This window comes from Anaerostipes hadrus ATCC 29173 = JCM 17467 (assembly GCF_030296915.1).
GTDB lineage: Bacteria > Bacillota > Clostridia > Lachnospirales > Lachnospiraceae > Anaerostipes > Anaerostipes hadrus.
The window spans coordinates 336,480-355,616 of sequence record NZ_AP028031.1 but is presented as its reverse complement, the minus strand read 5'-3'; the positions used below and the strand labels follow the sequence as shown (position 1 = coordinate 355,616).

Annotated in this window: 14 protein-coding genes, 1 pseudogene, 1 riboswitch and 1 other annotated feature; of the genes and pseudogenes, 3 read left to right on the top strand and 12 right to left on the bottom strand. The window is 39.1% G+C overall.

The genetic code is table 11. The features are described from left to right. Nucleotides 1-681: 681 nt before the first annotated feature. Nucleotides 682-4,281 carry a DNA-directed RNA polymerase subunit beta' gene (rpoC, locus tag QUE18_RS01645; protein WP_009204249.1) on the bottom strand — a complete coding sequence of 1,200 codons (3,600 nt, stop codon included), beginning with the start codon at nucleotides 4,279-4,281 and terminating at the stop codon, nucleotides 682-684. Nucleotides 4,282-4,314: 33 nt separating this feature from the next. Further along, nucleotides 4,315-8,112: a DNA-directed RNA polymerase subunit beta gene (rpoB, locus tag QUE18_RS01640; protein WP_009204248.1), complete on the bottom strand. Its 3,798-nt coding sequence runs from the start codon at nucleotides 8,110-8,112 to the stop codon at nucleotides 4,315-4,317. A gap of 370 nt (nucleotides 8,113-8,482) precedes the next feature. On the opposite strand from rpoB, the gene QUE18_RS01635 reads away from it, so the two are divergent. The 3 genes and pseudogenes from QUE18_RS01635 to QUE18_RS13890 all read left to right on the top strand — a co-directional run bounded on the left by QUE18_RS01635 (nucleotide 8,483) and on the right by QUE18_RS13890 (nucleotide 9,597). Beyond that, a complete protein-coding gene (locus tag QUE18_RS01635; protein WP_242852742.1) occupies nucleotides 8,483-8,794 on the top strand; it encodes a hypothetical protein in 312 nt (103 codons plus the stop codon). 9 nt (nucleotides 8,795-8,803) lie between these two features. Then, on the top strand, nucleotides 8,804-8,980 hold the full coding sequence (locus QUE18_RS01630; protein ID WP_009204246.1) for a hypothetical protein: 177 nt from the start codon (nucleotides 8,804-8,806) through the stop codon (nucleotides 8,978-8,980). Next, nucleotides 8,970-9,597: pseudogene (locus tag QUE18_RS13890) on the top strand (carbon-nitrogen hydrolase family protein). Before QUE18_RS01630 ends, QUE18_RS13890 begins: the two are co-directional and overlap by 11 nt. A gap of 94 nt (nucleotides 9,598-9,691) precedes the next feature. Here QUE18_RS13890 and QUE18_RS01615 read toward each other — a convergent pair. The 10 genes from QUE18_RS01615 to nusG form a co-directional block, all read right to left on the bottom strand. Beyond that, entirely contained in the window at nucleotides 9,692-10,348 is a 657-nt protein-coding gene (locus tag QUE18_RS01615) for an HAD family hydrolase (RefSeq protein ID WP_009204243.1), read from the bottom strand. 70 nt (nucleotides 10,349-10,418) lie between these two features. Beyond that, nucleotides 10,419-11,774, bottom strand: a complete 1,356-nt coding sequence (locus tag QUE18_RS01610; protein WP_008393898.1) for a sodium-dependent transporter — start codon at nucleotides 11,772-11,774, stop codon at nucleotides 10,419-10,421. A gap of 120 nt (nucleotides 11,775-11,894) precedes the next feature. Then, complete coding sequence (gene thiC / locus QUE18_RS01605; protein ID WP_008393897.1) at nucleotides 11,895-13,196, bottom strand: phosphomethylpyrimidine synthase ThiC; 1,302 nt, start codon at nucleotides 13,194-13,196, stop codon at nucleotides 11,895-11,897. A gap of 135 nt (nucleotides 13,197-13,331) precedes the next feature. Next, nucleotides 13,332-13,443, bottom strand: a riboswitch (TPP riboswitch). 90 nt (nucleotides 13,444-13,533) lie between these two features. After that, the gene (locus QUE18_RS01600) at nucleotides 13,534-14,895 is read right to left on the bottom strand and encodes an NlpC/P60 family protein (RefSeq protein WP_009204242.1); all 1,362 of its coding nucleotides are present in this window, start codon (nucleotides 14,893-14,895) and stop codon (nucleotides 13,534-13,536) included. A gap of 42 nt (nucleotides 14,896-14,937) precedes the next feature. Continuing rightward, complete coding sequence (locus QUE18_RS01595; RefSeq protein WP_009204241.1) at nucleotides 14,938-15,882, bottom strand: 2-hydroxyacid dehydrogenase; 945 nt, start codon at nucleotides 15,880-15,882, stop codon at nucleotides 14,938-14,940. A 208-nt stretch (nucleotides 15,883-16,090) separates the two neighbouring features. Continuing rightward, entirely contained in the window at nucleotides 16,091-16,453 is a 363-nt protein-coding gene (rplL, locus tag QUE18_RS01590; protein ID WP_008393894.1) for a 50S ribosomal protein L7/L12, read from the bottom strand. A gap of 42 nt (nucleotides 16,454-16,495) precedes the next feature. After that, nucleotides 16,496-16,999, bottom strand: a complete 504-nt coding sequence (rplJ, locus tag QUE18_RS01585; RefSeq protein ID WP_008393893.1) for a 50S ribosomal protein L10 — start codon at nucleotides 16,997-16,999, stop codon at nucleotides 16,496-16,498. A 41-nt stretch (nucleotides 17,000-17,040) separates the two neighbouring features. Continuing rightward, nucleotides 17,041-17,175, bottom strand: a sequence feature (ribosomal protein L10 leader region). Nucleotides 17,176-17,321: 146 nt separating this feature from the next. Beyond that, nucleotides 17,322-18,014 (bottom strand): 50S ribosomal protein L1, encoded by a 693-nt coding sequence (gene rplA / locus QUE18_RS01580; protein WP_008393892.1) that lies wholly within the window; start codon nucleotides 18,012-18,014, stop codon nucleotides 17,322-17,324. Between the two features lie 63 nt (nucleotides 18,015-18,077). After that, nucleotides 18,078-18,503, bottom strand: coding sequence for a 50S ribosomal protein L11 (gene rplK / locus QUE18_RS01575; RefSeq protein WP_008393891.1), 426 nt, complete (start codon nucleotides 18,501-18,503; stop codon nucleotides 18,078-18,080). 85 nt (nucleotides 18,504-18,588) lie between these two features. Continuing rightward, nucleotides 18,589-19,134 carry a transcription termination/antitermination protein NusG gene (gene nusG / locus QUE18_RS01570; RefSeq protein WP_008393890.1) on the bottom strand — a complete coding sequence of 182 codons (546 nt, stop codon included), beginning with the start codon at nucleotides 19,132-19,134 and terminating at the stop codon, nucleotides 18,589-18,591. Between the last annotated feature and the right edge of the window lie 3 nt (nucleotides 19,135-19,137).

The following is a 19,137-nucleotide window of genomic DNA, read 5'->3' as shown; positions in this document are numbered from 1 at the left end:
TATCTTTCATTTGTTGATTTTATTATATCAATATCTGTTTACTTTGTCAATTAAATAGTTTTTTCAGATTTCTTAAGGATTTTACATACAATAAACAGATTATAGTTTGATAGACTGAAGTTGGTGGAATATTATAAAAATGGTTATCTGTCTGCGACGCGCTTTCGCTCGACTCACACGTAACTGTACTAAGCTCCTGAATGGTCATCCGACCATCCACTCGCTAAGTGCAGACGTGTTCCTACGGTCGCCAACAGATAACCATTTTTATAATATTCAATAATTTCAGTTATCGAAACCACTATGAGATATGTATGTTGAACGGTATTGGCTTGCGCTCTGGGTATCGATAAATGAAGATAAAATATTTTACGTATGCACCAAATACTGTAATTGTCCACACTATAGTCTTCTGGTATATGATAAAAAATAAATAAAAAACCACAAACGCAGCATTGGAATTTTGCCATATTTTGAATAAATTCGCAGCCCAATTGGACGATTGTCTGAGCTTCAGAGACTCTTGTCTTAGATAAACTTCAGAGCGAGTTATCGTAGGAAATTGGGCGGATAAGCGATTTGTTCAAAATATGAGCAAAAATTCCACCGCTGCGTTTGTGGTTTTTTATTTATTTTTTATCATATACTCAAAGCCTACAGTTGGCCAACTACAAATTCAAATTATTCTTCAATATCAAATTCTTCATCATCGAAATCGATTTCATCTCCGATCGTGAAATCATTTTCGTCTGTGCTGATCTTGACATCTCTGTAACGTCTCATACCTGTTCCGGCTGGAATCAATTTACCAAGGATTACGTTTTCTTTTAATCCTACTAATGGATCGACTTTTCCTTTGATCGCTGCATCTGTAAGAACTTTTGTTGTCTCCTGGAAAGAAGCTGCTGATAAGAAGGAATCTGTTGCCAAAGATGCTTTTGTGATACCAAGCATGATCTGGTCTGCTATTGCAGTCTGAAGACCCTGTTCTTCCATCTCTTTGTTTCTCTTCTCAAGTTCTAATACATCAACCATTGCTCCTGGTAAGTATCCTGTGTCTCCACCGTCTTCGATACGTACTTTCTTAAGCATCTGACGTACGATAACCTCAACGTGCTTGTCGTTGATATCTACACCCTGTAAACGGTATACTCTCTGTACTTCGCGGATCATGTAATCCTGTACTGCACGGATTCCCTTGATTCTTAATAAATCGTGAGGGTTGATAGAACCTTCTGTAAGTTCATCTCCGGCTTCAAGGATCTGTCCTTCCTGTACTTTCAGACGAGATCCGTAAGGGATCAGATATGTCTTCACATCGCCAGTTTCTCTGTTTGTGATGATGACTTCACGTTTCTTCTTTGTATCTTTTAACTGCACTTCTCCACCAAATTCTGCGATGATCGCAAGTCCTTTTGGTTTACGTGCTTCAAATAACTCTTCGACACGAGGAAGACCCTGTGTGATATCATCACCGGCTACTCCACCGGCATGGAATGTTCTCATTGTAAGCTGTGTACCTGGCTCACCGATTGACTGTGCTGCGATGATTCCGACAGCTTCTCCAACCTGTACGGCCTGACCTGTTGCCATGTTGGATCCATAACACTTCGCACAAGCTCCAACTCCGGATTTACATGTTAACATCGTACGGATCTTAACAGATGTATATCCTGCATCACAAACGGCTTTCGCACGTTTTGGTGTGATCATGTGGTTTGCTTTTACAATGACTTCACCAGTTTCTTTATTCACAAGCTCTTCTGCTGCGTATCTTCCTGTGATACGTTCTTCTAAGCTTTCGATAACTTCCTGTCCATCCATGAATGCTTCTACATACATTCCTGGAATTTCCTCTCCAGTACCTTCACAGCAATCCTGTTCACGAATGATCAGATCCTGTGATACGTCTACCAGACGACGTGTTAAGTATCCTGAATCGGCTGTACGAAGGGCTGTATCGGACAGACCTTTACGAGCTCCATGCGCTGAAATGAAGTATTCCAGTACGTCAAGACCTTCACGGAAGTTAGACTTGATTGGTAATTCGATCGTACGTCCTGATGTATCGGCCATCAGTCCACGCATACCTGCTAACTGTTTGATCTGCTGGTTAGAACCACGGGCTCCGGAATCGGCCATCATGAAGATGTTATTTAATCGGTCTAATCCTGTGATCAGTTTATCTGTTAAAACGTCATCGGCGTCGAACCATGTCTTAACAACCGCTTTATAACGTTCTTCTTCTGTCATCAGACCACGTTTATACTGTTCTGTAATGAATTCTACCTGTTTCTGTGCATCTCCTAAGATCTGAGGTTTCTCAGGTGGCACTGTCATATCGGAAATGGATACTGTTAAGGCTCCTCTTGTAGAGAATTTGTATCCGATCGCTTTGATATCATCTAAGACTTCTGCAGTCTTTGTTGCTCCATGAATGTTGATACATTTATCAAGGATCTGTTTTAACTGTTTCTTTCCTACGTGGAAATCAATCTCATATGCTAAAGCATTCTCTGGTTTGCTTCTGTCTACAAATCCTAAATCCTGTAAGATGATCTCATTAAACAGGATACGTCCAAGTGTACAATCTACAATCTGAGAAATAGGATTTCCGTCTTTGTCTACACCTGTACGTCTTACTTTGATCTTAGAATGAAGTGTGATCACCTTATTTTCATAAGCTAAGTATGCTTCGTTCTCAGATTTGAAGTATTTACCTTCACCTTTGTCTCCATCTTTCTCTAATGTCAGATAGTAGATACCAAGTACCATATCCTGAGAAGGAACAGCTACTGGACCACCATCAGATGGTTTTAACAGGTTGTTTGGTGATAACAGAAGGAATCTACACTCTGCCTGTGCTTCCACAGATAATGGAAGATGGACAGCCATCTGGTCACCATCGAAATCGGCATTGTATGCTGTACATACCAGTGGATGCAGACGGATTGCTTTACCTTCTACCAGGATAGGCTCAAATGCCTGAATTCCCAGTCTATGCAGTGTCGGTGCACGGTTTAACATAACCGGATGTTCTTTAATGACGTCTTCTAAGACATCCCATACTTCTGGCTGAAGTTTTTCAACCATTTTCTTTGCTGATTTAATGTTGTGAGCTAATTTGCGCTCTACTAATTCTTTCATAACGAATGGCTTGAATAATTCGATCGCCATTTCTTTTGGAAGACCACACTGGAAGATCTTTAAGTCTGGTCCTACTACGATAACGGAACGTCCAGAATAGTCTACACGTTTTCCTAACAGGTTCTGACGGAAACGTCCCTGTTTACCTTTTAACATATCTGATAATGATTTTAATGCACGGTTTCCTGGTCCTGTAACTGGACGTCCACGTCTACCATTATCGATCAGGGCATCAACTGCTTCCTGTAACATTCTCTTTTCGTTTCTTACGATGATATCTGGCGCTCCAAGTTCTAATAATCTCTTCAGACGGTTATTTCTGTTGATGATACGTCTGTAAAGGTCATTTAAGTCAGATGTAGCAAAACGTCCACCATCTAACTGAACCATTGGACGGATATCTGGAGGGATGACTGGAACTGCATCCAAGATCATCCATTCTGGTTTATTCTCTGAGTTGCAGAATGCTTCTACAACTTCCAGTCTCTTAACGATTCTGGCTCTCTTCTGACCTGTAGCAGTTTTGAACTCATCCTGTAAGGATTTTGCTTCTGCTTCCAGATCAATGGCCTGAAGCAGTTCTTTCACTGCTTCAGCACCCATTCCTACGCGGAATGTATCTCCGTATTTTTCATACGCTTCTCTATATTCTTTTTCAGTTAATACCTGTTTATATGCAAGATCTGTATCTCCAGCATCTAAAACGATATAGCATGCGAAATATAAAACCTTTTCCAGTGTTCTTGGTGAAATATCAAGAATCAGACCCATACGGCTAGGAATTCCTTTAAAATACCAGATATGAGATACTGGAGCTGCTAATTCGATATGTCCCATTCTTTCACGACGGACACTTGCTTTTGTCACTTCAACACCGCATCGGTCGCAGACAACACCTTTATAGCGAACTTTTTTGTACTTTCCGCAGTGACACTCCCAGTCCTTTGTAGGCCCGAAGATCTTCTCACAGAAAAGCCCGTCTTTTTCAGGTTTTAATGTTCGATAGTTGATCGTCTCAGGTTTCTTTACTTCTCCTCTAGACCACTCACGGATCTTTTCTGGGGAAGCCAACCCGATCTTAATTGCATCAAATGAAATTTTATTGCTTTGATATTCATTGCTTGATTCCATCATTTAAGGCTGCTCCTTCCTAAATTGCTCGCCAATCTACATGATTGTGTTATCTTCACCTTCTGATAAGTCTCCGTGTTTATATCCTAAAGCACCGAGTTCAGATTCGCTTTCTTCATAATTGTTGAAGACACCGTCTCCTTCGATCATTGGTGCAAGATCCTGATTTGCATCTCCACCATCAACATCTTCTCTTAATTCAACTTCTTCAGCGTTCTCGTCAAGAATTTTAACATCTAATGCCAGTGACTGGAATTCTTTTAATAATACTTTGAAAGATTCTGGAACACCTGGTTCAGGGATGTTATCACCTTTGATGATCGCTTCGTATGCTTTCACACGACCTACAACATCATCGGACTTGAATGTCAGGATCTCCTGAAGTGTGTATGCTGCACCATAAGCTTCCAGTGCCCATACCTCCATCTCTCCAAAACGCTGTCCACCGAACTGAGCTTTACCACCCAGTGGCTGCTGAGTTACTAATGAGTAAGGACCAGTAGAACGTGCATGGATCTTGTCATCTACCAGATGATGCAGTTTCAGGTAATGCATGAATCCGATTGTTACAGGGCTGTCAAATTCTTCTCCTGTACGACCGTCTCTTAATCTTACTTTACCAGTTGTATCAATTGGTACACCCTGCCATTCTTTTCTATGGTCTCTGTTTTCATATAAATAATCCATTACATCATCATTAACTTTATCACGCCATTTCGCGTCAAATTCTTCCCATGATGTATTGGCATAGTCATTTGCCATTCTTAATGTATCTGCGATATCGTTCTCGTCTGCACCATTGAATACTGGTGTAGCAACATTAAACCCAAGAACTTTTGCTGCTAAGGACAGATGGATCTCTAACACCTGTCCGATATTCATACGTGAAGGCACACCTAATGGGTTCAGTACGATATCTAATGGACGTCCGTTTGGTAAGTATGGCATATCTTCTACTGGCAAAATACGGGAAATTACACCCTTGTTACCATGTCGACCAGCCATCTTATCTCCTACAGAAATCTTTCTCTTCTGAGCAATGTATACACGAACGCTCTTGTTTACTCCAGGAGGAAGTTCGTCTCCATTCTCTCTTGTGAAGATCTTCGTATCCATAACAACTCCGTAAGCACCATGTGGCACTCTTAAAGATGTATCACGGACTTCTCTTGCTTTCTCACCGAAGATCGCACGTAACAATCTCTCTTCAGCTGTTAATTCTGTTTCTCCCTTAGGAGTAACTTTTCCTACCAGGATGTCACCGGCACGTACTTCTGCACCAATACGGATGATACCGTTATCATCTAAGTCTTTTAAGACATCTTCACTTAATCCTGCAAGATCTCTTGTGATCTCTTCCTGACCAAGCTTAGTATCTCTGGCTTCTGCTTCATATTCTTCGATATGAACAGATGTGTAAACGTCATCCTGTACCAGACGCTCACTTAACAGTACCGCATCCTCGTAGTTATATCCTTCCCATGTCATGAAACCGATCAATGGGTTCTTACCAAGAGCCATCTCTCCATTGCTTGTTGAAGCACCGTCTGCTAAGATGTCTCCCTTTTCTACTCTGTCTCCTACAAATACGATCGGACGCTGATTCATACAGTTACCCTGGTTGCTTCGTGCAAACTTGATAACATTATATTCATCTCTCTGACCGTCATCATTACGAACTACGATCTTTGTACTTGTAGATCTTTCTACGACTCCGCCATTTCTTGCTGTGATGCAGACTCCAGAGTCATATGCAGCCTTGGATTCCATACCTGTTCCAACAACAGGAGCTTCTGTAGAAAGAAGTGGTACTGCCTGACGCTGCATGTTGGATCCCATCAGCGCACGGTTGGCATCATCGTTCTCCAGGAAAGGAATCATGGATGTAGCCACTGAGAATACCATCTTTGGAGATACGTCCATTAAGTCAAGGTTCACTTTATCAAATTCTGATGTATCCTCGCGGAAACGTCCGGATACATGAGTATTTACGAAATGTCCATCTTCATCAACAGGTTCGTTCGCCTGTGCTACTACATAATTATCTTCTTCATCAGCTGTTAAATAAACAACTTTGTCTGTAACAACTGGATTCTCAGGATCTGATTTATCCAGTACACGATATGGAGCTTCGATAAATCCATACTCGTTAATTCTCGCATAAGTAGCAAGAGAGTTGATCAGACCGATGTTAGGTCCTTCAGGTGTCTCGATTGGACACATTCTTCCGTAATGTGTGTAATGTACGTCACGGACTTCGAATCCGGCACGATCACGAGACAGACCACCTGGTCCTAATGCAGATAAACGTCTCTTATGTGTTAACTCAGACAGTGGGTTGTTGTGGTCCATGAACTGAGATAACTGAGAACTTCCAAAGAACTCTTTCACTGCTGCTGTTACTGGTTTGATATTGATCAATGACTGTGGTGAGATAGATTCAATATCCTGAGTTGTCATTCTTTCACGAACAACTCTTTCCAATCTTGAAAGACCGATACGATACTGGTTCTGAAGCAGTTCACCTACAGCACGGATACGACGGTTTCCTAAGTGGTCAATATCATCATCATGTCCAATTCCATACTCTAAATGGATATTGTAGTTGATGGATGCTAAGATATCTTCTTTTGTAATATGTTTTGGAATCAATTCATGAATATTCTTCTTCAGAGCTTCTTTTAATTCTTCTCCTTCATATCCTTCTTCTAAGATCTTCTCTAATACAGGATAGAAAACATCTTCATGAACACCGATCTCTTCTGGATTGAAATCTACATATTCAGCAAGATTTACTTCCATGTTGGAAAGTACTTTTGTAGCACCTTCTTCTGTCTGGATCATAATACTTGCTACGGCTGCGTTCTGAATCTTATCTGCAAGTTCCATGTCCACATTCGTTCCAGCTTCTGCTAATACTTCTCCAGTTGTTGGATCTAAAACATCTTCTGCTAAGATAAATCCACTGATACGATTTCTTAATGCTAATTTTTTATTGAATTTGTAACGTCCAACTTTCGCAAGATCATATCTTCTTGGATCGAAGAACATGCTGTTGATCAAGCTTTCCGCACTATCTACAGATAATGGTTCTCCCGGACGGATCTTCTTATATAATTCTAACAGACCATCTTCATAGTTATCAGATGGGTCTTTTTCAATACTTGCAAGGATCTTTGGTTCTTCACCAAATAATTCTTTGATCTCTGCGTTTGTTCCGATACCTAATGCACGGATCAAAACTGTGATAGGCACTTTTCTTGTACGGTCTACACGTACATTGAATACATCATTGGAATCTGTTTCATATTCAAGCCAAGCACCACGGTTTGGAATAACTGTGGAAGAGTATAACTCTTTACCAATCTTGTCATGAGCAATTCCATAATAAATTCCAGGGGAACGCACTAACTGACTGACGATAACACGTTCAGCTCCGTTGATGATAAATGTTCCTGTTGCTGTCATTAAAGGAAGATCGCCCATAAAAATCTCATGCTGCTTGATTTCATCAGTCTCTTTATTATGAAGTCTTACTTTCACTTTTAAAGGTGCAGCGTATGTTGCATCTCTTTCTTTACATTCTTCAATTGAATATTTGACGTCATCTTTACATAATTGATAGTCAACAAATTCCAAGCTTAACTGATCGCTGTAATCTTCGATTGGGGAGATATCTTCAAATACCTCTGCTAATCCTTCTCTTAAAAACCAATCATAGGAATCCTTTTGAATTTCGATCAGATTTGGTACTTCAAGGACGTCATCCTGTCTGGCATAGCTGATTCGCATCCCTGTACCTGATTTTATTGGCTGTATTCTGTTCTTTTCCATGGACGTTTTTCACCTCTTGATCTAAACCTGGTTTATATACTACATCAACTGTAAGAAACCCTCTATCTTACTATATCTTTCTTACAATCTTATTCTTAATTTTACATAGAGTGTGGGCAGACAAACCCACATTAAGACATTTTCTTATATTACCATATAGAATTTATCATGTCAACAACTATTTTTAAATACATGAAAAAAGCACCTGAAAATGTTTCTCATCTGCCTTTTTCATTAAATTCTTCACTTCTTTTCACTCTTATCTTGTGATAAAAAGATTTTGTATGTTACACTAGTCATAAACAAAGGCGTTGTAAACAGATATATGTTTATAGCGCCTTTTGCATTTATTAAGAAAGGAAATCTTAACGTGGGAATCACTTTAAAACACAACAAACTACTTTTTGCCGCCCCATGTGCTGCATTTATTGCTGGATTGATCTGGGATAAAGTATCCTCAAGAGTTGCCGTTACATCTATCTTTATCGGTATGATCTGTGGACTCATTGCTTACTTTATGATTCCTGATGATAATATTAACTATTTTGTAGGTAATGTATTTTCTCTTTGTGTTCCGATCGTTGTTATCATGATCGGCTCTCTATTCGAGAAAGAACATTTTGATTTTGAACAATTAAAAGCATATCAACCAGATCATCTGGTCCATGCTTCTAAAGAATAGGAGGTTCTTATGATCAGTTTTACAGCATTTAAATTATTTATTCTAATTGTCTATGTATGGTTTGCCGTTGGAATTGCAGTAATCAGTGTATTTGCAATTCAAGAATTGTTTAGCTGGTTCAAGGTTCCAAACGAGCATATATCACAAAGCATTCAGAAAGGACCGAGAAAAAATTATGAAATGTAATGTTGTTTGTATACAAACTTATCCAAAAATGAATCAAAAAGAGGAAAATATTTCTCATATGGAAACGCTTCTTCGCAAAGCTATGGAATCTCATCCAGATACTCAACTCATCGTTTTCCCTGAGCTTGCTGTTACTGGTTATCAATGTGGTGAAAATTTTAAAGATTTGGCAGAAACTGCCATGATTGACTCTACATCCATAAAAAAGATGAATGCTTTAGCTAAGGAATTTCATGTTCATATCGTCTATGGAATGGCTGAAAAAAGAAGAAGATATCCTTTATAATTCTCAATTTTTCCTTGATGACACTGGTGTTCTTCTTGGAACTTATCGCAAAGTTCATTTATTTGATTCCGAGAAAAATTATTTTACACCTGGGGATCAATTTAAAGTATTTGATACAAAGATCGGTCGTATCGGCTTGTTTATCTGTTATGACGCATTCTTTCCAGAAGCTGCCAGAATTCTTGATCCATTAGGAAGGATTCTCGCATCGATCAATGATGAAAAAGATGGAATTATCCATGCATCTCTGGATTATGATATAGCAAAACAAATGAAGCATGACTATTACACAATGTTGACAGAACGTCGTCCAGATGTTTATATTGCATGAATGAATATTGTGTCCTATCTTCTCTTTTTACGAGAAAGTTTTTATAAAAAAATAGACAGCGCTCTTTTTCATAAGAACGCTGTCTATTTTTTATTTACTTATTTCCCATAATATATTCTATAAGTTTATCTGAAAATTCCTTCACCACTGTATCTGCCTGATGGAGATCTTGTTTGATTGCTCCTTCTGGTGCATATCCAATGCATTTCATTTTGGCAGATTTGGCTGCCTTTACTCCTGCTTCGGAATCTTCGACCACGATACAGTTTGCCGCCTTCTGTCCAATTGCCTCAGCCGCCTTTTGAAAGATTTCTGGATTCGGCTTTCCGTTTTCACATTCGGAACCGCTTATAAATGCTTCAAAGCAGTCTGTAATCCCAAACGTATTCATATTTGTCATGATATCTTCTTTCAATGAAGACGATGCAACTGCCAGATGAAATCCTTTTTCCTTTAATATACGGATCAGATCAACAACCCCCGGCATCGGCTTTAGTCCTTCCTGATTGATCAACTCTTTTCTGGTTTTAACCCACTGATCTATATAATATGAAACTTCTTTATCAAGACTTTCAAATTCTTTCTTCATCTCTGTCCACATATATTCATGTGTCGTACCCAAAAACTTATCATGATAATGCCAGTCAACTTCAATACCTGCTTGTTTTAAGATGAGATGCTTTGCTTTGACATTAAAATATTCTGAATCAGCGATCACACCGTCCATATCAAAAATCACTGCTGTAATCATACTTTCCTCCTAATAAAACAGAAACGCACAAAATGTTAAGTAGTCATCTGTGCGTTTCTATATCTTCTTATTAAACTGTAATAAATCCTAATCCTTCAAGTACTGAGAATACTAAGATCGCAACAATGCAGATTGGTGCAATATACTTAACCATAATAAGGAATAGTGATTTTCTCTTAAATTCCCCAGAGCTTTCAACTTCATCAACAATTACTTTTGGCTTGATGATATAACCGACAAATAAACATGTTAAGAATGCTGCGATCGGCATTAATACACTGTTACTGATGAAATCAAAGAAATCAAGGAAGTCAAATCCTAAAATCGTAATATTGCTCCATGCTCCAAATCCTAAAGATGATGGAACTGCTAGTAACAGAGCAATGATAAACATTGTAATACATGCAGTTCCTCGTTTCATATGGAACTTATCCATCAGAACTGCTACGAGTGTCTCAAGCAGCGAAATGGAAGAGGTAAGTGCTGCAAGTAACACTAAAATAAAGAATACTGCTGCAATAACACTTGAAAAAGCCATACTGTTAAATACTTTTGGAAGCATCACAAACATCAAAGATGGACCTTTTGCAAGCATGGATGAATCTCCGTTTGAGAATACAAACACAGCTGGTACGATCATAAGTCCTGCAAGGAAAGCAACCCCTGTATCAAAAATCTCAACCTGTGTGACTGATTTCTCAAGGTCAGCTTTCTTTGGCATATATGATCCGAATGTGATCATAATACCCATAGCAAGGGACATCGAATAAAATAACTGTCCAAGTGCAGCTAAGATCGTTGTCGGACCAAATCCTTTTAAACTTGGTTTTAAATAATATGCAACTCCAGCCATCGCCCCTGGTCTTGTGATACAGAATAAAGAAACTCCGATCAACAAGACGATCAAAACTGGCATCATGATCGTGCTGACACGTTCTACTCCGCCTTTGACTCCTCCTGCAACAACCACTGTTGTAGCGATCAGGAAAACAAGAACACAGATCATAGGTTCTGCTGATTTGCTGATAAACCCTGTAAAGAATGTATCAGAGGCGGCATTATGAATCCCTCCCTGAAGCGATACCAGTGCATATTTTGTAACCCATCCACCGATAACACAGTAGTACGGGAAGATAATAAACGGAATGATCGTTGTAAGATATCCGATAAATGTATGCTTCTTGCTAAAGTGTCCAAATGCACGGATCGCACTGGTTCCTGCCTTTCTTCCAAGGGCAACTTCTGTGATCATCAGTGAAAATCCAAATGTTAATGTAAGGATCAGATAAGTTAATAAAAATGTTCCTCCGCCATACTTGGCTGCAAGATATGGAAATCTCCAGATGTTTCCAAGACCTACAGCAGACCCAGCCGTTGCAAGAACGAACCCTAAACGGCTCGAGAATCCACTTCTTTCATTACTCATAATATTAAGTACCTTCTTTCATATATATTCAGATACGTAAGGATATGTATCTGGCTCTGCCGGAGATCTTAGATATGAATCCTGCATGGCAGGATTCCCAGCCTGGATGCTGAATTCTATTTAGATGACGTCCACATCTTCTCCGGCAAGGACGGCATTCATATTACGTACAGAACACATCTTTCCACACATTGTACATGTATCTTCTCTCTCTGGTGTTGATTCTGCACGGTATCTTCTTGCCTTTTCAGGATCAAGAGCAAGTTCGAACTGTTTCTCCCAGTCAAGTTTCTGTCTCGCAGCTGCCATCTGGTTATCCCAATCCATAGCGCCTTTTACACCTTTGGCAATATCTGCTGCATGTGCTGCGATCTTGGAAGCCATGATTCCTTCTTTCACATCATCGACATTTGGAAGACGCAGATGTTCTGCTGGTGTTACATAACATAAGAAGCTTGCTCCAGAAGCTGCAGCGATCGCTCCACCAATTGCAGATGTGATATGGTCATATCCAGGTGCAATATCTGTTACCAGAGGTCCAAGAACATAAAATGGTGCTCCATGACAGATCGTCTGCTGGATCTTCATATTCGCCTGAATCTGATCCATTGGCATATGTCCAGGTCCTTCGATCATAACCTGTACATCCTTCTTCCATGCACGTGCTGTTAATTCTCCTAATGTTACTAATTCTTCGATCTGTGAAATGTCACTTGCATCAGCAAGGCATCCTGGACGACATGCATCGCCAAGGCTTAGCGTTACATCATATTCGTTACAGATATCAAGGATTTCATCATAGTATTCGAAGAATGGATTCTCATTGCCTGTTGCTTCCATCCATGCAAAGATCAGAGAACCACCACGAGACACAATGTTCATCTTACGTTTCATTGCCTTAAAACGTTCCGCTGTGTTTCGGTTGATCCCACAATGGATCGTCATAAAATCTACACCATCTTCTGCATGCATCTTAAAAACATCGATCCATTCACGAGACGTGATATCCTTTAATGCTTTATTGTAATAAACAATCGCATCGTAAATAGGCACGGTACCAAGGATTGCTGGACATTCATCGACAAGTTTCTTACGAAATACATGAGTATGTCCAAAAGAAGAAAGATCCATGATAGCTTCTGCACCCATCTCTACGGCTTTATTAACTTTCTCCATCTCAACATCTAAGTTTAGACAGTCTCTGGATGTTCCAAGGTTTACATTGATCTTTGTCTTCAAAGAATTCCCGATTCCAAATGGCTTTAAACACTTGTGGTTCTTGTTTGCAGGGATGACAATAGTTCCAGCTGCAACTTCTGCCATAAGGTCTTTCACGTCAATTCCTTCATAGGCAGCAACTGCTTCCATCTCTTTCGTTACAATTCCCTGTCTTGCTGCATTCATCTGTGTTGTGTACTTCATGATTGAAAACCTCCAAAATATAAGATTTTGGGAGACTCTTATTCGGTTTTGTTTATTTTATCATCATTCTGTCTTGTTGAGATAAAAAAAGACAAACTTTAAAAAGCCTGTGATGCTGCTTTACAGTTCGTCTTGTATTCATAGCATCCAAATCCCTACGACGGCATTATCCGTATCAGGTCCATGGTCGAAACTCTCGTTTCCTCTCAGCTAAGGTATCACCTTTTAAGCTCCCATTTCAGTTACATCAATATTGTACCATCCTAAAAGGCAGATAGCAAGAATTTTGTATCCTTGTTATCTGCCTTTTGTACTTCTTTATCTTTATATTTTTCTTTTATTTTACTGGTCTGGCGATTGCTGCAACTTTGCGGTACCATGGATAGCTGTAAGACACACTGCTTCCATCTGCATGTACGATCGTGTCATTTCCAACATACATGGCGATATGGTCGATATTTTTATATCTTCCATTCTTTCCACTTCGTTTACGGTAAAAGATTAGATCTCCCGGAAGTAATCTGTCTGATTTTCCGTTATATGTAGAAAGTTTTAATAATTTCTTCTTTTTTCCACACCATTTAGCAATATCTGCAGCTGTTGGTGCATAGCTCTTACTTCCAAAATTCACACCATATGGTTTATAAGATTTCCACACAAAAGAACTGCAGTCTACATAATCTTTCCGCATTCGTTTTGCCTGACTGTATCTTGGTTTTGTCTTACAGATCGCTTGAGCTTTACTGACTCCTTTGTATACTTTGGATTTTAAGATATAAATATTAAAAGATACACTCGCATTATCAGCACTGATCGTTAAGGTTGTCCTTCCGTATTTTTTTCCTTTTGTTAATCCATTTGATGATACAGATGCATATTTTGTATTTCCAACTTTATATGTAACTGGTGTATATCCGCTGGCTCCTGATACTTTGTAAGATACTTTTTGCCCTTTTTTCAGAATACAACTGGCTCTATATTGTGGATCTGTGCACTTTACAGTTGCTTCCAGACAAATTCCATCTACATATACGTATATCTTTCTGGTTTGTTTTGCATATCCGTAAAATGTCCCATCATCCGATACATAAAAATTATGGTTATTATCTGCTCGATAGATAATGCGTTCTTGTCCATTCGCCGAGTTGCCTTCTAATTCAACTTTCCCTTCGTTATAAAGAACCGTTGCAAGTTTGTTATTCTTTAATCTCGGATTGGAAATCTGGATATGCATTTCTTTTGTTTCAATACTTTGATATTCTGTTCCTTCATCTGTTATGATATTTAATCGGACTGTTGCATCTCCTATGGATCTTCCTGTAATCCTTGCAGTCTTCTGATCTGCTGATACCTCCATCGCAATATGATCATTTCCATTGACGATCTGCCAGTTATATTTCAGATTATCTCCATAATCATAAGAATCGTTATATTTTAATGAAATATTTCCGCCAACAGCAACACCTGCATTGATGCCAGAATCATAGAAATCAATATCATATGTTGCTGCTTCTTCCGGTGAATCGTATCCGCCCCATAAATTATATCCTGCTTTGTTTATCTTATTCGTTATCTTTCCCATGCCAGTCTTACTTGCTGCTGATACGGGCATGATCTGAATCGATAACATTCCTATAACCACTGAAAGCGTACATACGCACAGCTTTTTCATCACTTTTTCCACTTTATTTTTCCCCATTTATCTTGTTTCTCTTAATGTATATTCGACTATTTACAAAATTTAATTCATTACATTGACTGGTTTTCCTTCCATCCAACATTTCACATTATCAAAATCAATGATCGCACGTTTTACCAATGCTTCTTTTGTTGCAAATGCAACGTGTGGTGTCGCGATCAGATTCTTTGCATGTAAGAGTGGATGATCTTTTGATACCGGCGGTTCATTCTCAAAGACATCAACGGCTGCTCCTGCAATCTTACCGTTATTGAGTGCTTCAGCTAATGCTTCACTATCAACAACCGGACCTCTTGCCGTGTTGATCAAAACTGCATCTGGTTTCATCAATGCGATTTCATCTTTACCGATCAAACCTTTTGTTGATTCATTTAAAGGTACATGCAATGAAATGATATCACAATTATATAAAAGTTCTTCTAACCCTACAAATTGAATTCCTGGAAGATCTTTTACTGTCCTTGAATATGCGTAAACTTCACATCCAAATGCCTGGGCGATCTTCGCAACTCTGGTTCCGATCGCTCCGGTTCCGATCACACCAAATTTCTTTCCTTCCAGTTCAAAGCCAACCAGACCATCCTTGGTTCCTTCTTCTCGGACTACCTGATCGCAAGAAATGATATTTCGATACAGTGAGATTAAAAGTCCAAAGACAAGATCTGAAACTGCAGCATTTGAATAGCCTGCACAGTTGCATACTGTAATCCCCTGTTCTTTGCATGCAGCCATAGCAATATGATCGATCCCTGTAAATGCTACCGCCAACATCTTAAGGTTTTTGCAGCCTTTGATGACTTCAGCATTCAATGGCAGGTTTGCAACCATAATAATGTCCGCATCCTTTCCACGTTCGATCAGGCTTTCTGTGTCAGTTACTTTGGTCTGGTAAGATACGATCTCGACAGAATCTGGCAATGCCTTATGTGCGATTTCCATCAATTTCTCTTCTTCCACACCTAGTGGTTCAATAATTACTAATTTCATAATTGTCGAATACTCCTTTCGTATGATTTTACTCTCCTATTCTATCATCAAATATACGATTATAAAAGCTTAGAAATATTTTATTTCATAGAGGATTCCATCGAAGTTTCTTATGATCCATATAAAGTAAAAAAACTGCCACACTAGTTTCCACCAATGTGACAGTTTCATATACTTTATAGAAAATCTACTGGAGTAAATCTCTTAATTATTTAAGAGTTACTTTAGCTCCCTGTTCTTCTAATTTAGCTTTGATGTCTTCAGCTTCTGCTTTAGATGCACCTTCTTTAATTACTTTAGGAGCTCCATCAACTAATTCTTTAGCTTCTTTTAATCCTAATCCTGTTACTTCACGAACAGCTTTGATGACTTTAACTTTAGCTCCACCAACTTCTGTTAATTCTACGTCGAATTCGTCTTTTTCTTCTGCTCCACCTTCAGCTCCAGCTGCTGCTACTACAACACCTGCTGCTGCAGATACTCCAAATTCTTCTTCACAAGCTTTTACTAAATCGTTTAATTCTAATACTGATAAACCTTTGATAACTTCAATAATTTCCTGAGTTGTCATTATAATTTCCTCCTAATATTTTAAATTTACTGATAACTGATCTTACTCAGCTGCAGCCCCTTCTCCGTCTTTTTCAGCGATCTGCTTAATAACACGAGCAAAGTTTGTAATTGGGGACTGAATGCTTCCAAGGAATTTCGCAAGTAATTCGTCTCTTGATGGGATGCTTGCGATAACCTGGATACCATCTTTGTCATAGAATGTTCCTTCTACAACACCAGATTTCATTTCTAATACTTCGATGTTCTTAGCGTGTTTTGCAAGGATTCTTGCAGGAGCTGTAGCATCTGTTTTAGAAACAGCGATTGCTGTAGGTCCTTTTAAATCATCAGCTAATGCTTCAAATTCTGTTCCCTGGATTGCAAAACGAATCATTGTATTCTTATATACTTTGTATTCTACATCAGCTTCTCTTAATTCTTTACGCATTGCTGTATCCTGTTCTACAGTGATTCCGCGGTAAGAAACTAATACTGCTGACTGAGCATCTGTAAGTAATTCTTTAATTTCGTTTACTACTGGTTGTTTTAACTCAACTTTTGCCATTGAAATGGTGCACCTCCTTGATTTATTTTGTGTACCACCGCACATATAAAAAGAAAACTCTATATCCGCACAGACATAGAGTGTTAATTAGCATATTCACTAATACTCTCCTCGGCAGGTTGTTCTACGTTGCGCCTTGCGGCACCTGCTGTCTTCGGCAGTAATACTTTACATATAATACACGACATTTATATATATGTCAAATGTTTTTTTACTTTTTTTGAAATGTTTTTATTTTTATGCAATTCCCATATGGCAACATAGGATTTTGCATAAATCTGGGGTCAGACTACATGAGACTGACCCCGCTTAAAGTTAAATATTAAGCAAATTTTGTTGTATCAATTTTCACTCCAGGTCCCATTGTAGAAGTAATTGTTACGTTTCTAAAATACTGACCTTTTGCTGCTGCAGGTTTTGCTTTTACGATTGCATCGATTAACGTCTGGAAGTTGTCCGCTAACTGTTCTTCTGTGAAAGAAGCTTTTCCAACTGGTACATGAATGATGTTGGATTTATCTAATCTATATTCGATCTTACCTGCTTTGATTTCTTTAATGGCATTCGCAACGTCCATTGTTACAGTTCCGGCTTTAGGGTTAGGCATTAAACCTTTAGGTCCTAAGTCACGTCCTAAACGACCTACTACACCCATCATGTCTGGAGTAGCTACTACTACGTCGAAGTCATACCAGTTTTCTTTCTGGATCTTAGGAATTAATTCTTCTGCTCCTACGAATTCTGCTCCTGCTGCTTTCGCTTCTTCAGCTTTTGCATCTTTAGCGAATACAAGAACTTTAACTTCTTTACCAGTTCCGTGTGGAAGTACAACTGCTCCACGGATCTGCTGGTCTGCCTGACGTCCATCTACACCAAGACGGATATGTGCTTCGATTGTTTCGTCAAATTTAGCGTTTGCTAATTTTTTTACTAAAGCAACTGCTTCCTGTGGATCATAATTGTTTGTTCTGTCCACTAATTTTGTAAGCTCTGCGTATCTCTTACCTTTTTTCATTCTAAAATACCTCCTGTGGTAATATCGGGAGTTCACCCTCCCACTTTCGTTTCAAATTTGTGATTACTCTTCTACTGTGATTCCCATACTTCTTGCAGTACCGGCGATCATGCTCATTGCTGCTTCGATAGAAGCTGCGTTTAAGTCTTTCATCTTTGTTTCAGCGATCTGCTGAAGATCTGCTTTAGAAATAGTAGCTACTTTAGTTCTGTTAGGTTCTCCTGATCCAGACTGGATTTTGCAAGCTTTCTTTAATAAAACTGCTGCTGGTGGAGTCTTTGTGATGAAGCTGAAGCTTCTATCCTGATATACAGTGATTACTACAGGGATGATCATGTCTCCCTGATCAGCTGTTCTTGCATTAAATTCTTTTGTAAACTGTACAATGTTTACTCCGTGCTGTCCAAGTGCTGGTCCAACGGGTGGTGCTGGTGTTGCCTTTCCTGCTGGAATCTGAAGTTTGATATAACCTTCTACTTTCTTTGCCATAATCGTTAACCTCCTGATTATTGTGGTAATTACGGGATAGCCCTCCCACTTTGTTTCAAATAAGATTCTCTATTCTTATTCTTCGTTACGCTTTCTTAATATCTAAGAAATCAATTTCTACTGAAGTTGCTCTTCCGAACATCTCGACTTCAATAGTTACTGTCTGTTTGCTTTCATTGATTGCAGTAACCGCACTTGTTGTTCCTTCCCAAGCACCGGAAGTCACAACGATCATATCACCAACTTCGATATCAAGTTCAATCTTCTCTCTTGCTGGTGTTTCTTGCTGTTCTCCTCCAATCTGGATTCCTAATGGTTTCATCTCTGCAGGAGTCAGCGGTACTGGTTTTGATCCAGGTCCTACGAATCCTGTAACACCTCTTGTGTTACGAACCACATACCATGTGTCGTCGTTCATGATCATATGGATCAGAACATAACCTGGGAACATTTTTCTTGAAACTTGTTTCTTCACACCGTTTCTCATCTCTACCACGTCTTCAAGTGGTACGCGGACTTCCAAGATCTCATCCTGAAGCTTACGGTTCTCGATGGTTTTCTCAATATCCACTTTTACTTTATTTTCATAACCTGAGTAGGTGTGAACAACATACCAATTTGCCTCTGCCATAAA

Coding starts and splice junctions, on each gene's coding strand:
- rpoC (WP_009204249.1), bottom strand. CDS start 4,281: ATGATGGAATCAAGCAATGAATATCAAAGCAATAAAATTTCATTTGAT.
- rpoB (WP_009204248.1), bottom strand. CDS start 8,112: ATGGAAAAGAACAGAATACAGCCAATAAAATCAGGTACAGGGATGCGA.
- QUE18_RS01630 (WP_009204246.1), top strand. CDS start 8,804: ATGATCAGTTTTACAGCATTTAAATTATTTATTCTAATTGTCTATGTA.
- QUE18_RS01615 (WP_009204243.1), bottom strand. CDS start 10,348: ATGATTACAGCAGTGATTTTTGATATGGACGGTGTGATCGCTGATTCA.
- QUE18_RS01610 (WP_008393898.1), bottom strand. CDS start 11,774: ATGAGTAATGAAAGAAGTGGATTCTCGAGCCGTTTAGGGTTCGTTCTT.
- thiC (WP_008393897.1), bottom strand. CDS start 13,196: ATGAAGTACACAACACAGATGAATGCAGCAAGACAGGGAATTGTAACG.
- QUE18_RS01600 (WP_009204242.1), bottom strand. CDS start 14,895: ATGGGGAAAAATAAAGTGGAAAAAGTGATGAAAAAGCTGTGCGTATGT.
- QUE18_RS01595 (WP_009204241.1), bottom strand. CDS start 15,882: ATGAAATTAGTAATTATTGAACCACTAGGTGTGGAAGAAGAGAAATTG.
- rplL (WP_008393894.1), bottom strand. CDS start 16,453: ATGACAACTCAGGAAATTATTGAAGTTATCAAAGGTTTATCAGTATTA.
- rplJ (WP_008393893.1), bottom strand. CDS start 16,999: ATGGCAAAAGTTGAGTTAAAACAACCAGTAGTAAACGAAATTAAAGAA.
- rplA (WP_008393892.1), bottom strand. CDS start 18,014: ATGAAAAAAGGTAAGAGATACGCAGAGCTTACAAAATTAGTGGACAGA.
- rplK (WP_008393891.1), bottom strand. CDS start 18,503: ATGGCAAAGAAAGTAGAAGGTTATATCAAACTTCAGATTCCAGCAGGA.
- nusG (WP_008393890.1), bottom strand. CDS start 19,134: ATGGCAGAGGCAAATTGGTATGTTGTTCACACCTACTCAGGTTATGAA.